This window comes from Xanthomonas sp. NCPPB 3582 (assembly GCF_041475735.2).
In the GTDB taxonomy this organism is placed as follows: domain Bacteria; phylum Pseudomonadota; class Gammaproteobacteria; order Xanthomonadales; family Xanthomonadaceae; genus Xanthomonas; species Xanthomonas codiaei.
Genome location: NZ_CM192968.1, coordinates 3865367 through 3884847, shown reverse-complemented (window position 1 = coordinate 3884847; position 19481 = coordinate 3865367). Strand labels below are relative to the sequence as shown.

The window sequence follows — 19481 nt, the reverse complement described above, 5'->3', positions numbered from 1 at the left end:
GCATGACGGCATGCAGCGTCTGCCAGGCGTCGCAGGCCGATCGTATCGGCTGGACAGTTGTGGGACAGGTGTAGCGGGCAACCGATGCGCGGCCTCACGCAGATGCCTGGCAACACACGCCGTCAGCTGCGCATTCGTGCCTGCGCGTGACTGACGAGCGTGAGCAGAGAAGCCGCCGACGCCGCTCGCGCTGTATCGGCGTCGCACCCAGTTTGAACCAGTTCGTCACCACCAGATGACGCGCAGGGCGCGACTCGGCCACGACTGCGTCTTCTGATCAGTCATGCGTTCGAGTTGGCCGCTCGCTGCAACCGATGCGCGCTCTTGCGTCGGGCCGTCAAAAGATAGGTATGCACGCCTCTGGCGAGCAGCGTTCAGGCTCGTTGCGGCAGGTTCGCTCTTTCACTATGCCGCTGCTGTCGGGGCGTCATGCGGGATGGGTTGCCGCAGGCCAGCAACACGCATGCCGCACCGCAGAGCACAGGGCCGATCGCCATCGACCATGCCAACTGTGCATGACCGGCGGCATGATCGTTATTCAAGTGCAGCAACAGGCCGATCAGCACGCTGCCTGATGCAAGCGCGAGTTGGGCGACGGCCGTCAGGATTGCGACGCCGCGTGCCTGTTGCGCGGGGCCATAGTGCGTGGCCAGTTCGGCATGTCGTGCCCACGCCCACTGCCCGGCTGCGCCGGCTGCCATCCCCATGCCGAATGCCAGCGTGGCGTCGGGCCATACGCTGCGTGTTGTCTTCATCGCAAACAGCAGCCCGAACACGACCAACGCGAGCCCGCTGCATCCCAGCCGCTGGACAGCGCCGGTCTGCAACCGTGCCGCAAGCGGCTGTATGGCCACGGTACCGACGGCGTAGCTGATCAGAACGGCGCTGCCCCAGCCTGGCGAAGGGAGCAGCGCTTGCGCCAGATACGGCGCCAGTTTGGTAAAGGTGGGCAGGGCCAGCGATAACACTGCGATCACCAGCAGTGGCAGCACAGATGCGCTGCACAGGACTGCACGCGCTATGTCTGCCGGGCCTGCAATGTGCTGCGCATGCGGCAATAGTGCTTGGCGCAGCCGCCATGCCGTCAGCATGGCCAGCGTGCTGACGGCAGCCACCACCGCCATCGCGAGGCAGGCGCCTGCATGCGCTCTGGAATGCACCAGCATCCCGATCGTCGCACTGACCGACAATGCGGCCAGGCCACTGCCGACCAACCGCAGTGCGCTGACGCCCTTGGCGCCCCGCCATGGCCAGCGGCCCAGGCCAAGCAAGGTGTTCTGCGCAACATCTCCCATTGCGTATGCCGCGCGGAACAACAGGCTGAAGAGCAACACGCAGGCCAGGCGCGTGGGCGCAGGCAACCACGGCACCAGGAACAGCAGCGCCATCGCCACGGCGGCGATGGCCACGCCGCGCCATTGCGCATGACCGGCCCAGGTCAGGCTGCTGCTTGCCTGCCAGCGACGTGCAGCGAGCACGCCCATCACTGCACTCACTACCAGGCCCGCTGCGACCGACACGCCGGCGGCGGTGGCGCTCAGCTGTACGTATTCGGTCAGGGCAAAGATCAGCAACAGCTCGCCGGTGTACCAGAGCAGGCTCTTGCCGAAGTGCGCAGCTGCGTACGCCAGCATCGCCGACAGCGGCAGGGTGAGGGGCGGCGGCGCTGTCGTCGAGGCTGGCATGGGCCGGTTATAGACGTGTTCTGCGACAACAAAAAGAAGGCCGCAGGATGCCGCCGCCGCGCGCGGTTGCGACGCCTGCCTCGGGCGTTGGCAAGGGGCTGCGCGGCGGCGTGGATCTGTTTCGATCCACAGTACGCGCGCTGGCGCTATCAACAGCTTCGCCGCGGCGGGCCGGGCGTGCGCGACCGGCATGCGGCCTGGGGCACGACCCGCAGCGGTTGCCGCAGAGCGGCGATGGCGCGACAGAGGCCAGTGCCCCTCCAGAACGAAGGGATTCCGACGATTGCCCGTCGACCGGCCCTGGTCAGCCGGCATGCGCCAGCGGCCACGCCGTCAAACGCAGGGCGGCGGCACCGGCGCAGACATCACAAGGTTGCGGCGAGTCGGCTGGCCTGGTTGATCGCGCGCTTGGCATCCAGCTCGGCTGCCACATCGGCGCCGCCGATCAGGTGCGGCTGCTTGCCGAGCGCCTGCAAGGCGGCCTGCAGCTCGCGGCGCGGTTCCTGGCCGGCGCAGATCACCACCGTGCCGACATCGAGCAACTGCTCGCTGCCCTCCACGCGGATCCGCAGTCCGGCATCGTCCACGCCCAGGTATTCCACGCCGCCGAGCATCTTCACGCCCTTGGCCTTGAGTGTGGCGCGGTGGATCCAGCCGGTGGTCTTGCCCAGCCGCGCACCCGGCCGCCCCGGGCTGCGTTGCAGCAGCCAGACCTGGCGGGCAGGGCGCTCGGGCTGCGGTCTGACCAGCGCGCCGCGGGTCTCGAAGGTCGCATCCACGCCCCATTCGGCCATCCAGCGCGCCGGGTCCAGCGACACGGATTCGCCCTCGTGCACCAGGAATTCGCCGACATCGAAGCCAATCCCGCCGGCGCCGATGATCGCGACCTTGTCGGCAGCGACATGGCGGCCCAGCACCACGTCCAAATAGCTCACCACCATCGGATGGTCGGCGCCCGGGAAGTCGACCTTGCGCGGCTCGATACCGGTGGCCAGAACCACCTCGTCGAACTCGGTCAGGTCGGCTGCCTGCACATGGGTATCCAGGCGCAACTGCACGCCGGTCGCCTCGATGCGGTGGCTGAAGTAGCGCAGCGTCTCGTTGAACTCTTCCTTGCCGGGAATGCGCCTGGCGACGTTGAACTGCCCGCCGATCGCATTGCTCGCATCGAACAGGGTCACGTGGTGGCCGCGCTCGGCCGCCACCGTCGCGCAGGCCAGCCCCGCCGGGCCGGCGCCGACCACGGCGATGCGCTTGGGCGTGGCGGCGGGGGTGTAGACCAGCTCGGTCTCGTGGACCGCACGCGGGTTGACCAGGCAGGTGGCCAGCTTGTTCTCGAACACATGATCCAGGCAGGCCTGGTTGCAGGCGATGCAGGTATTGATGGTGTGCGATTGCCCGGTGCGCGACTTGTTGGTCCACTGCGGGTCGGCCAGCAGCGGTCGCGCCAGCGACACCATGTCCGCCGCGCCGTCGACCAGGATGCGCTCGGCCACCTCCGGCATGTTGATGCGGTTGCTCGCCACCACGGGAATGCGCAGGTGCGGTTTGAGTTTGGCGGTCACGCTGGCGAACGCGGCGCGCGGCACCGAGGTGGCGATGGTGGGGATGCGCGCCTCGTGCCAGCCAATGCCGGAATTGATGATGGTGGCGCCGGCCGCTTCGATCGCCTGGGCCTGGGCCAGGATTTCCTGCCACTGGTTGCCGTCCTCGACCAGGTCCACCAGCGACAGCCGGTAGATGATGATGAAGTCCGGTCCGCAGGCCTCGCGGATGCGGCGCACGATCTCCACCGCAAAGCGCATGCGCTTTGCCGCATCGCCGCCCCAGGCATCGCTGCGTTGGTTGGTGCGTGCGGCGGTGAACTCGTTGATCAGATAGCCTTCCGAACCCATCACCTCCACACCGTCGTAGCCGGCTTCGCGCGCCAGCCGCGCCGACCGCGCGTAGGCGGCGATCTGGCGGTCCACCGCTGCCGCAGACAGGGCACGCGGGGTGAACGGATTGATCGGCGCCTGCAGCCTGGACGGCGCCACCGACAGCGGGTGATAGGCGTAGCGCCCGGCATGCAGCAACTGCAGGCAGATCTTGGCGCCATGCTCGTGCACGGCGCGGGTGACTTGGCGGTGCGGGCGCACTTCCCAGGGCCAGGACAGCTTGCCACCGAACGGCTTGAGCCAGCCCACCACGTTCGGAGAAAAGCCGCCGGTGACGATCAGGCCGACCCCACCGGCCGCGCGCTCGGCGAAATACGCCGCCAGCTTGGGAAAATCGCGTGCACGGTCTTCCAGCCCGGTGTGCATCGAGCCCATCAGGACGCGGTTGCGCAGTTGGGTGAAGCCCAGATCGAGCGGCGTGAACAGGTGCGGGAAGGGCGAGGGCGAAGGGCCGGTGGCGGGCGACATGATGTGGATACGCTGGCGTACGGAGTGCGCACGATGCAGGCAAACGGGCGTGGCGGCAAGTCCCCGGTGCCCAAGTCCGGGGTGAGGGCTGCGCCGCCGCCACCGGATCGCCGAGGTGACACCGCCTGCCATGCCAGGAGCTGCCCGGCGCAGTGCCGGCCCATGCCTGCTGTGGCAGCTGGTTTCGAGGTGCAATGAACCCGAGGCGCGAGCCTCGGGGCCATTGCTGTTTCGCTGCGGACCGATGGCCGCTTCAGTGCAGGGGCGGCAGCGAAACGCGACCTGCCACGGCTACCAGCCGGCCAAGGTCAGCTTGCCGATGGTGCTGCCGCTTTCCAGCCGACGGTGCGCTTCACGCAAGGTGCCGGCATTGATCGGCGACAGCGTTTCGGTATGTGTCGTGCGCAACTCGCCCGCGTCGATCAGGCTCGCCGCACGGTTGAGGATGCGATGCTGTTCCACGATGTCGTCGGTGGCGTAGCGCGAGCGGGCGAACATCAGCTCCCAATGAATGCCGATGCACTTGGACTTGTATGGGTCGCCGATCGGCAACGGACCGCGGGGCTCGACGATCAGGCCGACATGCCCCTGCGGCGCCAGGATCTCGCCCAGCGGTTGCCAGTAGAGATCGGTGTCGGCCAGGTTCAGCGCCGCATCCACGCTGTGCAGGCCCAGCGCCTGCAACTGTGGGTGCAGCGGCTGGTGATGGTCGATCACATACTGGGCGCCCATCTGCCGCACCCATTCGATGCTCTCCGGCCGCGATGCGGTGGCGATCACCGTGAAGCCGGCATGCCGCGCCAGCTGGATCGCGATGGAGCCAACCCCGCCGGCGCCGCCGATGATCAGCAGATGCCGGCCGCGGTTGCGTGCGCCGTCGAAGGCGAACGGCATGCGCTGGAACAGCAGCTCCCACGCGGTGAGCGTGGTCAACGGCAGCGCCGCGGCCTGGGCAAAGCTCAGTGAGGTGGGTTTGCAGCCGGCGATGCGCGCATCCACCCATTGGTACTGCGCGTTGCTGCCCGGCCGGCTGATGTCGCCGGCGTAGTAGACCTCGTCGCCCACCGCAAACGCCGTGACGTCCGGACCCACCGCCTCGATCACGCCAGCGGCGTCATAGCCCAGGATCTTCGGCGCTTCCAGGGGCTGTTGCCTGGGCGCGCGCATCTTGGTGTCGACCGGATTCACCGAGATCGCTTCCACTCGTACCAACAAGTCATACCCCGACGGTGCTCCGGGAGCCGGAAGCTCCATGTCGAGCAACGACGCCGGATCGTCGATCGGAAGATAACGGGTGAGGACCACAGCTTTCATCGGGACGCTCCTGGTGGGGAGTTCAGGGTGCGTTGTGAAGCAAGTTGGCTGCAACCATGGACCCCACAATTCAGCTCGAACGGGGCCTGGCGTTCACCAATGTGGTTTTTCCAACGCTCAGGAAGGTCAAAACCGGGCCGTGTTGTAACCGTCTCCAATGTGCTCGATTCGGCTCTCGTTCATATCACGCGATCGGCAGAAGTGGGTGCCCGGTCCTTTTCTTCATGAAACTGTATACGTAGTATTGGCTAGGGTTTGCAGCCCTGGCGATTGCTTTCACATGTTATATGACCGTTAACGCGATCTTCACTGAGGCCGGCTTAATCTGCGCCCCGATGGCTCTGGATGTGACGAGCATCTTTACCAAGAACACCGCCTCTATCGGTTTTATCTCCCAAAGAAGGAGCTGTATAAATGAACAAGAAAATTCTCACTGCCGCGTTGCTCGGCGGTCTGGCAGTGGCCCAGGCTGCTTCCGCGCAGGAGTTCGATGACCGTTGGTACCTGACCGGTGGCGCTGGCTTCAACTTCCAGGACAACGACCGTCTGACCAATGATGCTCCGTTCGTCACCCTGGGCCTGGGCAAGTTCGTCAGCCCGAACTGGTCGATCGACGGTGAGCTGAACTACCAGAATCCGAACTTCGACGCCAACCAGGACCAGAACTGGAGCCAGTACGGCATCTCGTTCGACCTGCGTCGTCACTTCATCCAGGAAGGCCGCGGCTGGAACCCGTACCTGCTGTTCGGTCTGGGCTACCAGCGCTCGGAAGAAGAGTTCGACGCCACCCCGAACCCGGTGTCGCCGGGCCAGCAGAAGGACGGCAACTTTGCCGCCAAGGCTGGTGTGGGTCTGCAGACCACCTTCGACAAGCGCGTTGCCGTGCGTGCCGAAGTGGCCTACCGCGCCGACTTCAACGACCAGAGCGTTGCCGCTCCGCAGGAAGACTGGTTCGGCGACGTGCTGGCTTCGGTCGGCGTCGTGATCCCGCTGGGACCTGCTCCGTCGACCGCTCCGCCGCCGGCTCCGGCTCCGGTTGCCCCGAGCTGCGCAGACCTGGATGACGACGGTGACGGCGTCAACAACTGCGACGACAAGTGCCCGGCTTCGCAGCCTGGCCAGACCATCGGTCCGGACGGCTGCCCGGTGCCTGTGTCGATCGACCTGAAGGGCGTGAACTTCGACTTCAACAAGTCGACCCTGCGTCCGGATGCCGTGTCGATCCTGAGCGAAGCGACCGAAATCCTGAAGCGCTACCCCGACCTGAAGGTCGAGGTTGCCGGTCACACCGACTCGAAGGGTACCGACGCGTACAACCAGAAGCTGTCCGAGCGTCGTGCGACCACCGTGTACGACTACCTGACCAAGAACGGCGTCGATGCGTCGCGTCTGGTCGGCCCGATCGGCTACGGCGAGAGCCGTCCGATCGCTCCGAACGCCAACCCGGATGGTTCCGACAACCCGGAAGGCCGTGCGAAGAACCGTCGTACCGAGCTGAACGTCCAGAACTAATCGGACCGCCAGTCTGCTTCATACAAAACCCGGCCTTGCGCCGGGTTTTGTCTATATGTGTACCAAACGTCCCCTGGTTCCTTCGCATACAGGCTGCGATGCTGTCTGTGTTGCGCTTCCGGCACGGTTCCTGTTGAAACAGCGTTCATCGCTGCCTACACTCGCCGCGTCGACACATACTCTTAATTGGAAGAACCAACGATGCTGCGTACCGCTACGGCAGGACTGCTCTGTCTCGCTCTGATTCCCGCCGCCTACGCCGCTCCGAACTGCGCCGGCAGCATGGTGTCCCAGCCGCTGCCGTTGCCCGCCACCGTGATTGCGCCGGCCGCCGCCGAGTTCTATACCCGCAGCGTGCAGCTGGGCATGCCCACCGGCGTGCTGGCCCAGCCCTACAGCAGCGATCAGTCTGTGGACCGCGTGCTGCTGCGCCTGCGCGTGGAAGGCTGCCAGGACGTGGCCAAGGTGATCCCGCCGGGTGGCGCGGTCAACCCTAACGATCCGGCGGCCTACAAGGCCACCACCGCCTTCGACAACACTCCGTGGCGCTTCGACATGAGCCAGAACGGCAAGCGCATGACGGCCGAAGAATTCGACGCCTGGATGAAGGCGCGCGGCGTGCGCGTGGTCAAGGCGCGTCCGGCCCCCGTCGCGGCTCCTGCCGCAGCGGCGCCGGCAGCCGACGCCAAGCCGGTCGAGAACAAGTAATCCACGCGGTCGGGACGGCATGACCCGGCGGCTTCCGCCGGCGACGTCCCGGCCTCGCCCGCGCGGCCCGGCACCGCCGGCGCGCGCCGCGCGCGCGTCCACCGCTGCACAGGGCAATTCCGCGCCGCGACACGGGCTGGCGCGGGTGCTGTCCAAGCTGGGCGTGTGCTCGCGCACCGAGGCGGCCCGATGGATCGCCGATGGCCGGGTCAGCGTCGATGGACGGGTGATCCGCGACCCCGAATGTCCGATCCGCACCGCGCAGCACGCGGCCATCGCCATCGATGGCCAACCCCTGGCTGGACCTTCGCGGCTGTATCTGATGCTCAACAAGCCGCGCGGCGTGGTCACCACGGTGCGCGACGAGCAGGGCAGGGACACCGTGTACCGCTGTTTCGATGGCGCGGGCCTGCCGTGGCTCGCGCCGGTGGGGCGGCTGGACAAGGCCAGCGAAGGCCTGCTGCTGTTCAGCAACGATCCGCAATGGGCGGCAGCGGTGACCGATCCCGCCAGTGGTCCGGACAAGACCTATCACGTGCAGATCGATTGCCACCCGAGCGCTGCGCAACTGGCGCAGTTGCAGGCCGGGGTGGTCGATCCCGATCCACAAGGCGAGGGTGTGTTGCTGCGCGCCAAGCGGGTCGAGGTGCTGCGCGAAGGCGAGCGCAATGCCTGGCTGGAAATCGTGCTGGACGAAGGCCGTAATCGGCAGATCCGCCGGTTGCTGGCGGCGCTGGACATCGGCGTGCTGCGGCTGGTGCGCGTGGCGATCGGGCCGCTGGCAATCGGCGAGCTGGGCAAGGGCGCCTGGCGGATGCTCAGTGCGGCGGAAGTCCTGGCGCTGACGCCGGCTCGCGCCAGCGCGCCAGGCGCGCGCTGAGCAAGGCATTCACCACTTCCACCGCGCGCGCGTCGCCGGCGCCGTTGGCGTCATGGCGCCGGCCCTTGGCGTGATTGCAGCTGGCACAGGCCAGCGCCAGATTGCGCGCGTCGTTGGGGTCGTCACCCACCAGCGCGCAGAGCGCGGCGGCCGCACGCCGGCCGAACCAGGCCTGCGGCACCACGTGTTCCAGCGTGGTGTGCCCCAGCGGTTCGCCGTCGATGCCGACGTGCAGGCGCCGCCGGCAATGCAGGCAGCGGGTTTCCCAGCTGCCATCCAGCAGCCGCGCCTGGGCATCGGTGTGCGCCGCGAGCAGGAGCCGTTGGCGCAGCACTGTCCGCATGCTCAGGCCTTGATGACGCCCAGTTCGCGGCCGATCTTGATGAAGGCGTCGATGGCCTGGTCCAGCTGCGCGCGGGTGTGCGCGGCGCTGATCTGGGTGCGGATGCGGGCCTGGCCCTTGGGTACCACCGGGAAGAAGAAGCCGATCGCGTAGATGCCTTCTTCCAGCAGGCGCTCGGCGAACCTCTGCGCCAGCGGTGCGTCGTAGAGCATCACCGGGCTGATCGGATGCACGCCGGGCTTGAGGTCGAAGCCGGCGGCGGTCATGCGTTCGCGGAAGTAGCGGGTGTTTTCCACCAGTTGCGTGCGCAGCTCGCCGGCCGCGTCCAGCATCTCGAACGCCTTGATGCCGGCAGCCACCACGTGCGGCGGCAACGAATTGGAGAACAGGTAGGGGCGCGAGCGCTGGCGCAGCAGTTCGATCACCTCGCGCCTGGCGGTGGTGAAGCCGCCCAGCGCACCGCCCATGGCCTTGCCCAGCGTGCCGGTGAAGATGTCGATCTGGTCCAGTACGCCCTTGACCTCGGCCGAGCCGCGGCCGGTGGCGCCCAGGAAGCCGGTGGCATGGCATTCGTCGATATGCACCAGCGCGTTGTACTTGCGGGCCAGGGCGGTGATCTCGTCCAGCGGCGCGATGAAGCCGTCCATCGAGAACACGCCGTCGCTGGTGATCAGCTTGGTCTTGCAGCCGGCCGCATCGGCGGCCTGCAGCTGCGCCTCCAGGTCGGCCATGTCGCAGTTGGCGTAGCGGAAGCGCTTGGCCTTGCACAGGCGCACGCCGTCGATGATGGAGGCGTGGTTCAGTGCATCGGAAATGATCGCATCGTGCTCGCCGAGCAGCGGTTCGAACAGGCCGCCGTTGGCGTCGAAGCAGGCCGCATAGAGGATGGTGTCTTCGGTGCCGAAGAACGCGGCGATGGTGCGCTCGAGCTGCTTGTGCAGGTCCTGGGTGCCGCAGATGAAGCGCACCGAGGCCATGCCGAAGCCGTGGCTGTCCAGTGCGTCCTTGGCGGCCTGGATGATGTCCGGATGGTCGGCCAGGCCAAGATAGTTGTTGGCGCAGAAGTTCAGCACGCTGCGGCCGTCGGCCAGCGTGATCCGTGCTGACTGCGGGCCGGTGATGATGCGCTCGGACTTGAACAGGCCCTGGGACTGGATGGCATCCAGTTCGGCGGCGTAGTGGGCGGTGAGCGCGGCAGGCGGACGGGTCATGGCGGTCGCAGTGGCAAGGAAGAAGCGCAATCTTAACGATCACCATGGCATACCACTACGTCATGCAATATCGGCATAAGCAGCGGCGCGGATGTCATTTCACCGCCTGCGTGCCGCTGCGCAGCATGGCATGCTTGCTGTTCAGCTGTGCCCCCGGCCAGGAGATCGTTGTGACACACCCCCGCTTCCGCCTTGTTTCCTTCGTGTGCATCCTGCTGGCCCTGGCCGGCCCGGCAGGCGCACGCGACATTGGCTTGCTCAATGTGAGCTACGACCCGACCCGCGAGTTCTATCGCGATTTCAACACCGCCTTCGCAGCGCAGTGGAAGCAGCAGCACCCGCAGGACACGGTCACCGTGGAGACCTCGCACGGCGGGTCCGGCAAGCAGGCGCGCGCGGTCATCGACGGCATCGAGGCGGACGTGGTGACCCTGGCGCTGGCCTACGACGTGGATGCGATCGCGCAGAAGGCCAAGCTGATCGACAGCGGTTGGGAGAAGCGGCTGCCGGACAACAGCGCGCCGTACACCTCCACCATCGTGTTCCTGGTGCGCAAGGGCAATCCGAAGAACATCAAGGACTGGCCGGACCTGCTGCGTTCGGGCGTGGCGGTGGTGACGCCCAACCCCAAGACCTCCGGCGGGGCGCGTTGGAACTACCTGGCCGCCTGGGCGTATGCCGACCACATCTTCAAGGGCGACCGCGAGCGCATCCTGCGCTACATGCAGGCGCTGTTCCGCAATGTGCCGGTGCTCGATACCGGCGCGCGCGGCGCCACCACCACCTTCGTCCAGCGCGGTATCGGCGACGTGCTGCTGGCCTGGGAGAACGAGGCGCTGCTGGCGCGCGAGGAACTGGGCAAGGACAAGTTCGAGATCGTGGTGCCGAAGCTGTCGATCCTGGCCGAGCCCTCGGTGGCGCTGGTGGACAAGAACGTCGACAGGCACGGCACCCGCGAGGTGGCTGAGGCCTATCTGCGCTACCTGTATGCGCCGGAAGGGCAGAAACTGGCGGCCAGGCATTTCTATCGCCCGCGGCATCGGGAGTTTGCCGATCCCGCGGATCTGGCCCGCTTCCCCGACATCAAGCTGGTGACCATCCAGCAGGCGTTCGGGTCCTGGGACAAGGCGCAGCAGGAACACTTCGCCGACGGCGGCCTGTTCGACCAGATCCAGGCCAAGAAGTAGGCATGCAGACCTCGGTTGCACCCCGCCCGGTGTCGCCAGCGCGCCGCCGCCGCGTGATGCCCGGACTGGGCCTGAGTCTGGGCATCACCCTGACCTGGCTCGGCCTGATCGTGCTGATCCCGTTGCTGGGCATCTTCATCAAGACCAGCGGGCTGGGCTGGGAAGGGTTGTGGAAGGTCTGGAGCGAACCGCGCGTGCTGGCGGCGTTGCGGCTGAGCTTCGGCACCGCGCTGGCGGCAGGCGCCTTCAATGCGGTGATGGGTACCTGGGTGGCCTGGGTATTCGTGCGCTATCGCTTCCCGGCCAAGCGCTTCTTCGACGCGGTGATCGACCTGCCGTTCGCGTTGCCTACCGCAGTGGCCGGCATCGCGCTGACCGCGTTGTATGGCGGCAACGGCTGGATCGGGCGCTGGCTGGAGGCCGCCGGCATCAAGGTGGCCTATACCCAGCTCGGCATCGTGATCGCGCTGGTGTTCGTGGGCCTGCCCTTCGTGGTGCGGGTGGTGCAGCCGGTGCTGGCCGAAAGCGATCGTGAAATGGAGGCTGCGGCCGCCACGCTGGGCGCCTCGCGCTGGCAGACGGTCTGGCGAGTGGTGTTGCCGGGGCTGTGGCCGGCGGTGCTGACGGGGTTTGCGCTGGCGTTCGCGCGCGGGGTGGGGGAGTACGGGTCGGTGATCTTCATCGCCGGCAACCTGCCCAACGCCACCGAGATCGCGCCGTTGCTGATCACCATCCGGCTGGAAGAGTTCGACTATGCCGGCGCCACCGCGATCGCTGCGGCGATGCTGTTGCTGTCGCTGGTGATCCTGCTGGTGGTCAACACGTTGCAGGCACGCCTGTTGCGCTATCAACGGAGGCCGGCATGACCGATGCTGTTTCCTCGTTGCCCTCGATGCTGCAGACCCGTGCGATGACCGAGCAGGCGCGCCGCATCACCGATTCGGCCACCAACGAGCCGCGTTGGGTGCAGTGGCTGATGATCCTGGGCGCACTGGGATTTCTGCTGGCGTTCTTGTTGCTGCCGCTGGTGCTGGTGTTCGCCGAAGCGCTGCGCGGCGGCTGGGAGACCTTCCTGCGCGCGGTGGTCGACCCGGATGCGCTGTCGGCGATCAAGCTGACGCTGCTGGTGACGGCCTTCGTGCTGCCGTTGAACCTGGTCTTTGGGGTGGCCGCTGCCTGGGCAGTGAGCAAGCACCAGTTCCGCGGCAAGCGCCTGCTGGTCAGCCTGATCGACCTGCCGTTCTCGGTGTCGCCGGTGGTGGCCGGGCTGATCTTCGTGCTGATTTTCGGCCGCAACGGCTGGGCCTGGCCGCTGATCGACGAGGGCTGGCGCGTGCAGTTGCCGCTGCTGGGCGAGACGCTGATCCAGCTGCCACGCATCGTGTTCGCGTTGCCGGGCATCGTGCTGGCAACGACGTTTGTCACTTTCCCGTTCATCGCGCGCGAACTGATGCCGTTGATGGAGCAGCAGGGCAGCGACGAGGAGCTGGCTGCGCTGAGCCTGGGCGCCAATGGCTGGCAGATGTTCTGGCGGGTGACCCTGCCCAATATCCGCTGGGGCCTGCTGTATGGGGTGCTGTTGTGCGCGGCGCGGGCGATGGGCGAGTTCGGCGCGGTGTCGGTGGTGTCCGGACATATCCGCGGGCGCACCAATACGCTGCCGCTGCATGTGGAAATTCTCTACAACGAATACGCCTACAGCGCGGCATTCGCGTGCGCCTCGTTGCTGGCTCTGACCGCGCTGCTGACGCTGGCGCTGAAGACGTATCTGGAATGGCGGCACGGCGATTCGCTGGCCGCCAACCACCGCCACTGAGGTCACCATGGGCATCCGTATCCACCGCCTGCGCAAGCAGTTCGAGAATTTCACCGCGCTGGACGACATCAGCCTGGACGTGCGCCAGGGCGAGCTGCTGGCGCTGCTGGGGCCGTCCGGGTCGGGCAAGACCACCTTGTTGCGGATCATGGCCGGGCTGGAGCACGCAGACGGCGGCCAGGTGCTGTTCGGCGACGAGGACGCCACCGGTATGAGCGTGCAGTCGCGCCGGGTCGGCTTCGTGTTTCAGCACTACGCGCTGTTCAAGCACATGGATGTCTTCGAGAACATCGCCTTCGGGCTGCGCGTGCGGCGCGGCAACGAGCGCTGGGCCGAAGCACGCATCCGTGCGCGGGTTGAAGAGCTGCTGGCGCTGGTGCAGCTGCAGGGGCTGGAGCAGCGTTATCCCACCCAGCTCTCCGGCGGCCAGCGACAGCGCGTGGCGCTGGCGCGGGCGCTGGCGATCGAACCGCGTGTGCTGTTGCTGGACGAACCCTTCGGCGCGCTGGATGCGCAGGTGCGCCGCGACCTGCGGCGCTGGCTGCGCGAGTTGCACGAGCGTACCGGCCTGACCACGGTGTTCGTGACCCATGACCAGGAAGAAGCGCTGGAACTGGCTGACCGGGTCGCCATCCTCAACCGCGGACGCATCGAACAGCTCGACACCCCGGCGGCGATCTACGACACACCGGCCTCGCCGTTCGTGTATTCCTTCGTGGGGGCAGTCAACCGCATCCCCGGCGTGCTGGAGCAGGGGCAGATCCAGGTGGCCGGTCATGCCTTGCCGGCGGCCAATGCGGCACTGGCCGCCGGTCCGGTGGAAGTCTACGTGCGCCCCGAGGATCTGGTGCCCGATGACGCCGGCTGGCCGGCCACGGTGGCCTGGTCGCAGCGCAGCGGCCCACGGCTGCGGCTGCGCGCCACCCTGCAGCCGGCGGGCAACGAGGTGGAAGTGGAACTGCCGGCCTCGGCCGGCAATTTCCAGCCCGGCCAACAGCTGCGACTGGCCGCACGCCACTACGGGGTGTTTCCGGCCTGAGAAGTCGCCGCGGGTGCGCCTCACTCAGTGCGTGATGCAAGTGCCGGGGATCGCTGGGAGAGCCCCCGGCTTGCCGTGCCTGTGAATGCGAAATCCCAAGGACCGATCGGCAAGCGATCGGCGCCAGCTGGCCGCGCTGCGTGCGGAGCGGGGGCGCTTTGCGAACGACACATCTCTACAGGCCTGCCCGAGACTGTCAGTACGCATTCCAGACGCCAGGTCCCGGACGCGGACTCCCGACTCCCGAATCCCGAATCCCGAATCCCGAATCCCGAATCCCGAATCTCCAACATCAAGATTCCACAGCAGTGGTCGATGAAACGCCTATCGGATCGGCGCATCGCCAGGCGAAGGATGTGCGCTGGATCAAGCGAGCGCGACTTTTATGTTGCGCTGCAGCGACAGTTCGACTAAGAATTCATTGCAGCCCCCGCTTCGCGCCATCCGACCGCCCGCCGCTCCAGGAGAAGCCCCATGAAGCCGTCCTCGCTCGCTTGTTGTCTGTCGTTGCTGTTGTCTGGCGTCGTGCCGCTGGCACAGGCGCAGGACGAAGAGGCGCCCGCGCCGCCGCTCAGCGGCACGTTCGCGCTGACCAGCGATTACCTGTTCCGCGGCATCTCGCAGACCAACGAAGAGCCTGCGTTCCAGGCGGGCCTGACCTACAAGCTGCCGTATGGTTTCTACGTCGGGACCTGGGGCTCCAACGTCGACTTCGGCGCGGGCGATCCGGACTGGGAGGTGGATGGGTTTGTCGGCTACAACACCGACCTCAGCGCGAATTTCAATCTGGACGTGATGGTCAACCGCTATCACTACCTCGGTGCCGGTGCCTCCAACTACGCCGAGCTGATCACCAAGACCACGTTCCTGAAAACCTATAGCCTGACCCTGGCGTACACCAACGATCTGTACGGTTCGAAGACGGACGGGTATTACTACGCGCTGGATGCCAACTGGTCACTGCCGCACAACTTCACCATCGGGGCGCACGCCGGGCACAGCATCTATACCTCGGCGCTCAGGCAGGTGGATCACGACTACAACGATTTCGGCGTGAATGTCGGCAAGACCTTCGGTCCGCTGGGCTTGAGCGTTGGGTATTACGACACCAGCGAAGCGGCCGAATTCGGCTTCGGGCAGCAGAATTCGCAGAACCACCTGGTGGCGACGGCAACGGTCACCTGGCCGTAAGTGCGATTGGCTGAAGCGACTCCCTCACCTTCGCTGCGTCGCCGTGCGTAGCGAAGCGTTGCGCGCAGCGTCTTCGGTCCCTGCATCCAGGTGACGTCAGGCAATGGACATACAAAAGGCGCCTCGCGGCGCCTTTTGCGTATCTGCAGGATCAGCCGATCAGTTCCAGCTCAACACGACCTTGCCGGCCTTGCCTTCTTCCATCAGGTCGAAGCCCTTCTGGAAGTCGTCGATCGGCAGCTGGTGGGTCAGCACCTTCTGCAATGGGAAACCCGACAGCACCAGCTGGGTCATCTTGTACCAGGTCTCGTACATCTTGCGGCCGTAGATGCCCTGCACGGTCAGGCCCTTGAAGATGATCTTGTCCCAGTCGCAACCGGCGCCGCGCGGCATGATGCCGAGCATGGCGATCTTGCCGCCGTGGTACATGCAATCGAGCATGTCGTTGAACGCGCGCGGGTTGCCGCTCATCTCCAGGCCGACGTCGAAGCCCTCCATGTGCAGGTCCTTCATCACGTCCTTCAACGAAGTGTTGGACACGTTGACCACGCGGGTGGCGCCCATGTCGGCGGCCAGCTTGAGACGGAAATCGTTGACGTCGGTGACCACCACGTTGCGCGCCCCGATGTGCTTGCAGATGCCTGCCGCAATGATGCCGATCGGCCCGGCGCCGGTGATCAGCACGTCCTCGCCGATGACGTCGAATTCCAGCGCGCAATGGGCGGCGTTGCCGTACGGGTCGAAGAATGCCGCCAGTTCGGACGGGATCTGGTCCGGGATCGGCCACAGGTTGGAGGCCGGCATCACCATGTATTCGGCAAAGGCGCCGTTGACGTTGACGCCGATGCCCACCGTGTTCGGGCACAGGTGCGGGCGGCCGCCGCGACAGTTGCGGCAATGGCCGCAGACGATATGGCCTTCGGCCGAGACGCGCTGGCCCACCTGGTAGCCGGTCACTGCCGAACCGAGCTCGGCCACGCGGCCGACGAATTCATGGCCGATGGTCAGGCCGGGTTTGATGGTGCGCTGGCTCCACTCGTCCCAAAGGTAGATGTGCAGATCGGTGCCGCAGATGGCGGTCTTTTCCAGCTTGATCAACACCTCATTGGGGCCGGGGGTGGGAACCGGCACCTGCTCCATCCAGATCCCTTTTCCCGCATCGCGCTTGACCAGCGCCTTCATCGTCTGCGCCATGTGGCGAGGCCTGCTAAGTGAAATAAGTCGGCAATTATATGCCCGATGCCGCATCCGCCATGCGGCAGTGCAGGACGGCCGTCCACCTTGCTCCGGCGCCTGCCGGGAGGCGGGAGCAGGCGGTGCACGAGCGGGCAATCACGAGCCGGGCAGGGGGGCGACTTCGCGCGCCGCCCCCATCCGCCCTTCGGGCACCTTCCCCCGCGTGCGGGGGAAGGGGGGCGCAGCGCCAGATGGAGGTCATCACTTCCTTCTTCACCCTTCTCCCGCTTGCGGGAGAAGGCGGCGCGCAGCGCCGGATGAGGGGCGCCACCGGCAGACGCTTAGAACTTCACATCTGTCGGTGAGGTTGGTGATGTCGAGCGCTAGGGCCACGTTCGCGCGCTGCCCCCATCTGCCCTTCGGGCATCTTCCCCCGCGTGCGGGGGAAGGAGTGTGCAGCGCCTGATGGAAGTCATCACTGCCTTCTTCACCCTTCTCCCGCTTGCGGGAGAAGGTGGCGCGCAGTGCCGGATGAGGGGCGCCACCGACGGATGCTCAGAACTTCACATCCAAGCTCAGGAAGGTCTGCCGCGGTGCGCCGACCACCATGGTCTGGTTGTAGCCATCCGGATCGGAAGCGACGTAGCCGTTGGTGCCGGTGCTGGCGAAGTAGCGCTTGTCGGTGAGGTTGGTGATGTTGAGCGCCAGGGCCACGTCCGCCACCCCGCCGAGGCGGCCGAAGTCGTAACGCGCGCCGGCATTGAACAGCCAGTACGAAGGCACCTGCGAATCGTTGAGGAAGGTGATGTAGCGCTTGTCGACGTACTTGCCGTCCAGGTCCAGGCGCAGGTTGCCGATCTGGTAGCTGGCGCTGGAGGAGAACATCAGCGAGGGGATGCCGACCACGTCCTTGCCCGAGGTGGCGACCACGCCATTGTTGAGGTAATCGTCCTGGTAGCGCGAGCGATTCCACGACAGCGAGTTCAACCAGCTCAGGCCTTCGACCGGGCGCCACATCAGCGCCAGGTCGGCACCGGCGCTATGCACGGCGCCGACGTTGCTCAGTATCGCCGCGCAGGTCTGCACCGCAGTACACGGCGAGGTGGTCAGCAGGCGGTTGGAGAACTTGGTGAAGTAGGCATCGGCCGAGAGCTGGAACTGCGCGTCCTGCACACGGTAGCCCACCTGCACGGTCTGCGATTGTTCCGGCTCCAGCGTGGCGCGGCTGCGGTCGAAGGCGGCCTGCGAGGTGGCGAACGGGGTGAACCCGAATGCGGCGATGTTCTTGCTGTAGGAGGCGTACAGGTCCTGGCGCTCGTCGAGCTTGTAGTTGATGCCTACCTGCGGCAGGAAGCCGTCTTCGGCGCGGATGCGGCCTTGCGCCAGCGCGGTGGTCGGCACCAGCGATTGCGCGCGCGTGGTGGTGTCGAGCGCTTTTGCGCCGTAGTTCAACGTGAGGCGGTCATCGAGCAGGCGCACGGTGTCCTGCAGGTAGAGCATGCGCGTCTGGGTGGTGTAGCGCTGCAGGAAGTCGCGGCGGAACGGGATCTGCGCTTCGTACACGTTGTACAGCGAGGTATAGCCCTCGTTGCCGAGCGCGAAATAGTTGCGGCCCTGCGTGGTGCGCGCATTCTCGGCCCAGGCGCCCACTTCCAGATCGTGATTGCCCCACGACCACTTCAAGGCACTGGTGCCGCCAAAACGATCCAGCCCGTAGTCGGTGGTACGCATGGAGAGAGGAATCTGCGCCGAGGTGACAACGTACGGGGTCACCCATTGGCCTTCGCCACGATTGGCGTGGTAGTAGCCGGTGGCATCCAGGGTGGCGCCGCCGAACACGAAGGTGCCGGACAGGCCAGCCAGATTGTCGCGACGCAGGCCGCCACCGGCGTAGTAGCTGGCATCCAGCCAGCTGTAGTCGCTGGGCAGGCTGGACAGCGATTGCGGATACCCGTTGGCCACGCCACTGGTGGCGCCGGTGCTCTGGTAGGCGCGTGCCATCTGCACCGCGGTGGCCCAATCCGGCTGCAGGTAGTCGAAATCCCAGCCCAGCGCGCGCTGGCTGGTCAAGGACAGGTCCATGTAGTCGTATTCCTTGCGCCGCGAGGTATCCAGGAACAGGCTCAGGCGATTGCCGTCGCCCCACTGGTACACGGTCTTGAGGTTGGCCTGTTCGGAGGTCTGGTCGCCGAAGCCCTTCCACTTGTCGGTACTGGCGTTGGCGTAGGACAGGTACGCCGACAGTCCATTGCGATCGCCGGTGTCGGCGCGCACGAAGGTGCGGCGCGTCGCATCGCTGCCCGCCGTCTGCACCAGCCGCGCACCGGGCGTGGTCTGCGGATCGGCCGAGTAGAACTGCATGGTGCCGCCGAGATTGGTGTTGGAGGCGGTGCCCAGCGCACCGGCACCCTGCGCGATCTCCACCGAGCCGAGGTTTTCGGAAATGATCGCGCGGGTGATGTGCAGGCCGTTGGTGACGCCGTAGCTCATGTTGCCCAGCGGAATACCATCCAGCGTGTAACCCAGGCGGCTCTGATCGAAGCCGTGCAGGGTGACCTGCGTGGACCACTCGTAGGTACCGAACGGATCGGCGGACTGGAACTGCACGCCTGGCAGTTTTTCCACCGCCTTGAAGGCACTGCTGCCCGGCGTCAGCTGCTCGATGTCCTGTCGGCTGATGCGCTGTACCTGGCGTGTACTGCCCTGCGAGACCACGTTGATCGCATCCAGCTGGGTCGCGTTGCCTGCAGCATCGGCCACGGCGGCCGGAGCATCTGCACCACGGGCGGCAACCGGCTCGGCGGCATGCGCCATGACGGGAAGCAGCGCAGTCAGGGCCAGCGCCAACGGAGTGACATCAAAACGACGAGCGGAAGTCATGGGGGAATCCTGTTCGAGCACGGCTGGGGGCGGACGCGCGGCGCAAGACCGGCGTTTCGCGACGCAGGGTGTCAACGGCTCATGAAACATTGATGACGGCCGCTGTCGCAAAACTGTCGTGCACGGCGGCTATA

Annotated in this window: 15 protein-coding genes; 8 read left to right on the top strand and 7 right to left on the bottom strand. The window is 66.3% G+C overall.

The features are described from left to right. Positions 1 to 374: 374 nt before the first annotated feature. The 3 genes from ACCQ05_RS16410 to ACCQ05_RS16400 form a co-directional block, all read right to left on the bottom strand. Positions 375 to 1685, bottom strand: a complete 1311-nt coding sequence (locus ACCQ05_RS16410; protein WP_372391571.1) for an MFS transporter — start codon at positions 1683 to 1685, stop codon at positions 375 to 377. A gap of 365 nt (positions 1686 to 2050) precedes the next feature. Continuing rightward, on the bottom strand, positions 2051 to 4090 hold the full coding sequence (locus ACCQ05_RS16405) for an oxidoreductase (protein WP_372391569.1): 2040 nt from the start codon (positions 4088 to 4090) through the stop codon (positions 2051 to 2053). 291 nt (positions 4091 to 4381) lie between these two features. Further along, on the bottom strand, positions 4382 to 5404 hold the full coding sequence (locus ACCQ05_RS16400; RefSeq protein WP_372391567.1) for a zinc-binding alcohol dehydrogenase family protein: 1023 nt from the start codon (positions 5402 to 5404) through the stop codon (positions 4382 to 4384). 414 nt (positions 5405 to 5818) lie between these two features. Here ACCQ05_RS16400 and ACCQ05_RS16395 point away from each other — a divergent pair, with 414 nt between their 5' ends. The 3 genes from ACCQ05_RS16395 (at position 5819) to ACCQ05_RS16385 (ending at position 8504) form a co-directional block, all read left to right on the top strand. Then, positions 5819 to 6916, top strand: a complete 1098-nt coding sequence (locus tag ACCQ05_RS16395) for an OmpA family protein (RefSeq protein WP_104539826.1) — start codon at positions 5819 to 5821, stop codon at positions 6914 to 6916. 201 nt (positions 6917 to 7117) lie between these two features. Further along, positions 7118 to 7624: a hypothetical protein gene (locus ACCQ05_RS16390; protein WP_372391565.1), complete on the top strand. Its 507-nt coding sequence runs from the start codon at positions 7118 to 7120 to the stop codon at positions 7622 to 7624. A 19-nt stretch (positions 7625 to 7643) separates the two neighbouring features. After that, entirely contained in the window at positions 7644 to 8504 is an 861-nt protein-coding gene (locus ACCQ05_RS16385; RefSeq protein ID WP_372391563.1) for a pseudouridine synthase, read from the top strand. Here ACCQ05_RS16385 and ACCQ05_RS16380 read toward each other — a convergent pair. Both ACCQ05_RS16380 and kbl read right to left on the bottom strand, forming a co-directional pair. Then, a complete protein-coding gene (locus ACCQ05_RS16380; RefSeq protein ID WP_228963555.1) occupies positions 8443 to 8847 on the bottom strand; it encodes an HNH endonuclease in 405 nt (134 codons plus the stop codon). The genes ACCQ05_RS16385 and ACCQ05_RS16380 overlap by 62 nt on opposite strands. Positions 8848 to 8849: 2 nt before the next feature. Continuing rightward, entirely contained in the window at positions 8850 to 10058 is a 1209-nt protein-coding gene (kbl, locus tag ACCQ05_RS16375) for a glycine C-acetyltransferase (protein WP_228963552.1), read from the bottom strand. Positions 10059 to 10228: 170 nt separating this feature from the next. On the opposite strand from kbl, the gene ACCQ05_RS16370 reads away from it, so the two are divergent. The 5 genes from ACCQ05_RS16370 (at position 10229) to ACCQ05_RS16350 (ending at position 15291) form a co-directional block, all read left to right on the top strand. Beyond that, on the top strand, positions 10229 to 11245 hold the full coding sequence (locus tag ACCQ05_RS16370) for a sulfate ABC transporter substrate-binding protein (RefSeq protein ID WP_228963551.1): 1017 nt from the start codon (positions 10229 to 10231) through the stop codon (positions 11243 to 11245). 2 nt (positions 11246 to 11247) lie between these two features. After that, positions 11248 to 12111 carry a sulfate ABC transporter permease subunit CysT gene (gene cysT, locus ACCQ05_RS16365; protein WP_228963549.1) on the top strand — a complete coding sequence of 288 codons (864 nt, stop codon included), beginning with the start codon at positions 11248 to 11250 and terminating at the stop codon, positions 12109 to 12111. Further along, a complete protein-coding gene (gene cysW, locus ACCQ05_RS16360) occupies positions 12108 to 13061 on the top strand; it encodes a sulfate ABC transporter permease subunit CysW (protein ID WP_104539821.1) in 954 nt (317 codons plus the stop codon). The genes cysT and cysW overlap by 4 nt, the downstream gene beginning before the upstream one ends. Positions 13062 to 13068: 7 nt before the next feature. Continuing rightward, on the top strand, positions 13069 to 14100 hold the full coding sequence (locus ACCQ05_RS16355) for a sulfate/molybdate ABC transporter ATP-binding protein (protein ID WP_372391559.1): 1032 nt from the start codon (positions 13069 to 13071) through the stop codon (positions 14098 to 14100). Between the two features lie 474 nt (positions 14101 to 14574). Next, the gene (locus ACCQ05_RS16350) at positions 14575 to 15291 is read left to right on the top strand and encodes a TorF family putative porin (RefSeq protein ID WP_104539819.1); all 717 of its coding nucleotides are present in this window, start codon (positions 14575 to 14577) and stop codon (positions 15289 to 15291) included. 159 nt (positions 15292 to 15450) lie between these two features. On the opposite strand, the gene tdh is transcribed toward ACCQ05_RS16350, so the two are convergent. Together tdh and ACCQ05_RS16340 are read right to left on the bottom strand one after the other, a co-directional pair. Further along, positions 15451 to 16485, bottom strand: coding sequence for an L-threonine 3-dehydrogenase (tdh, locus tag ACCQ05_RS16345; protein WP_167394470.1), 1035 nt, complete (start codon positions 16483 to 16485; stop codon positions 15451 to 15453). A 537-nt stretch (positions 16486 to 17022) separates the two neighbouring features. Next, entirely contained in the window at positions 17023 to 19437 is a 2415-nt protein-coding gene (locus tag ACCQ05_RS16340; RefSeq protein ID WP_372391557.1) for a TonB-dependent receptor, read from the bottom strand. Between the last annotated feature and the right edge of the window lie 44 nt (positions 19438 to 19481).

Coding starts and splice junctions, on each gene's coding strand:
- ACCQ05_RS16355 (WP_372391559.1), top strand. CDS start 13,069: ATGGGCATCCGTATCCACCGCCTGCGCAAGCAGTTCGAGAATTTCACC.
- kbl (WP_228963552.1), bottom strand. CDS start 10,058: ATGACCCGTCCGCCTGCCGCGCTCACCGCCCACTACGCCGCCGAACTG.
- cysW (WP_104539821.1), top strand. CDS start 12,108: ATGACCGATGCTGTTTCCTCGTTGCCCTCGATGCTGCAGACCCGTGCG.
- cysT (WP_228963549.1), top strand. CDS start 11,248: ATGCAGACCTCGGTTGCACCCCGCCCGGTGTCGCCAGCGCGCCGCCGC.
- tdh (WP_167394470.1), bottom strand. CDS start 16,485: ATGGCGCAGACGATGAAGGCGCTGGTCAAGCGCGATGCGGGAAAAGGG.
- ACCQ05_RS16405 (WP_372391569.1), bottom strand. CDS start 4,090: ATGTCGCCCGCCACCGGCCCTTCGCCCTCGCCCTTCCCGCACCTGTTC.
- ACCQ05_RS16385 (WP_372391563.1), top strand. CDS start 7,644: ATGACCCGGCGGCTTCCGCCGGCGACGTCCCGGCCTCGCCCGCGCGGC.
- ACCQ05_RS16340 (WP_372391557.1), bottom strand. CDS start 19,437: ATGTTTCATGAGCCGTTGACACCCTGCGTCGCGAAACGCCGGTCTTGC.
- ACCQ05_RS16380 (WP_228963555.1), bottom strand. CDS start 8,847: ATGCGGACAGTGCTGCGCCAACGGCTCCTGCTCGCGGCGCACACCGAT.
- ACCQ05_RS16350 (WP_104539819.1), top strand. CDS start 14,575: ATGAAGCCGTCCTCGCTCGCTTGTTGTCTGTCGTTGCTGTTGTCTGGC.
- ACCQ05_RS16390 (WP_372391565.1), top strand. CDS start 7,118: ATGCTGCGTACCGCTACGGCAGGACTGCTCTGTCTCGCTCTGATTCCC.
- ACCQ05_RS16410 (WP_372391571.1), bottom strand. CDS start 1,685: ATGCCAGCCTCGACGACAGCGCCGCCGCCCCTCACCCTGCCGCTGTCG.
- ACCQ05_RS16395 (WP_104539826.1), top strand. CDS start 5,819: ATGAACAAGAAAATTCTCACTGCCGCGTTGCTCGGCGGTCTGGCAGTG.
- ACCQ05_RS16400 (WP_372391567.1), bottom strand. CDS start 5,404: ATGAAAGCTGTGGTCCTCACCCGTTATCTTCCGATCGACGATCCGGCG.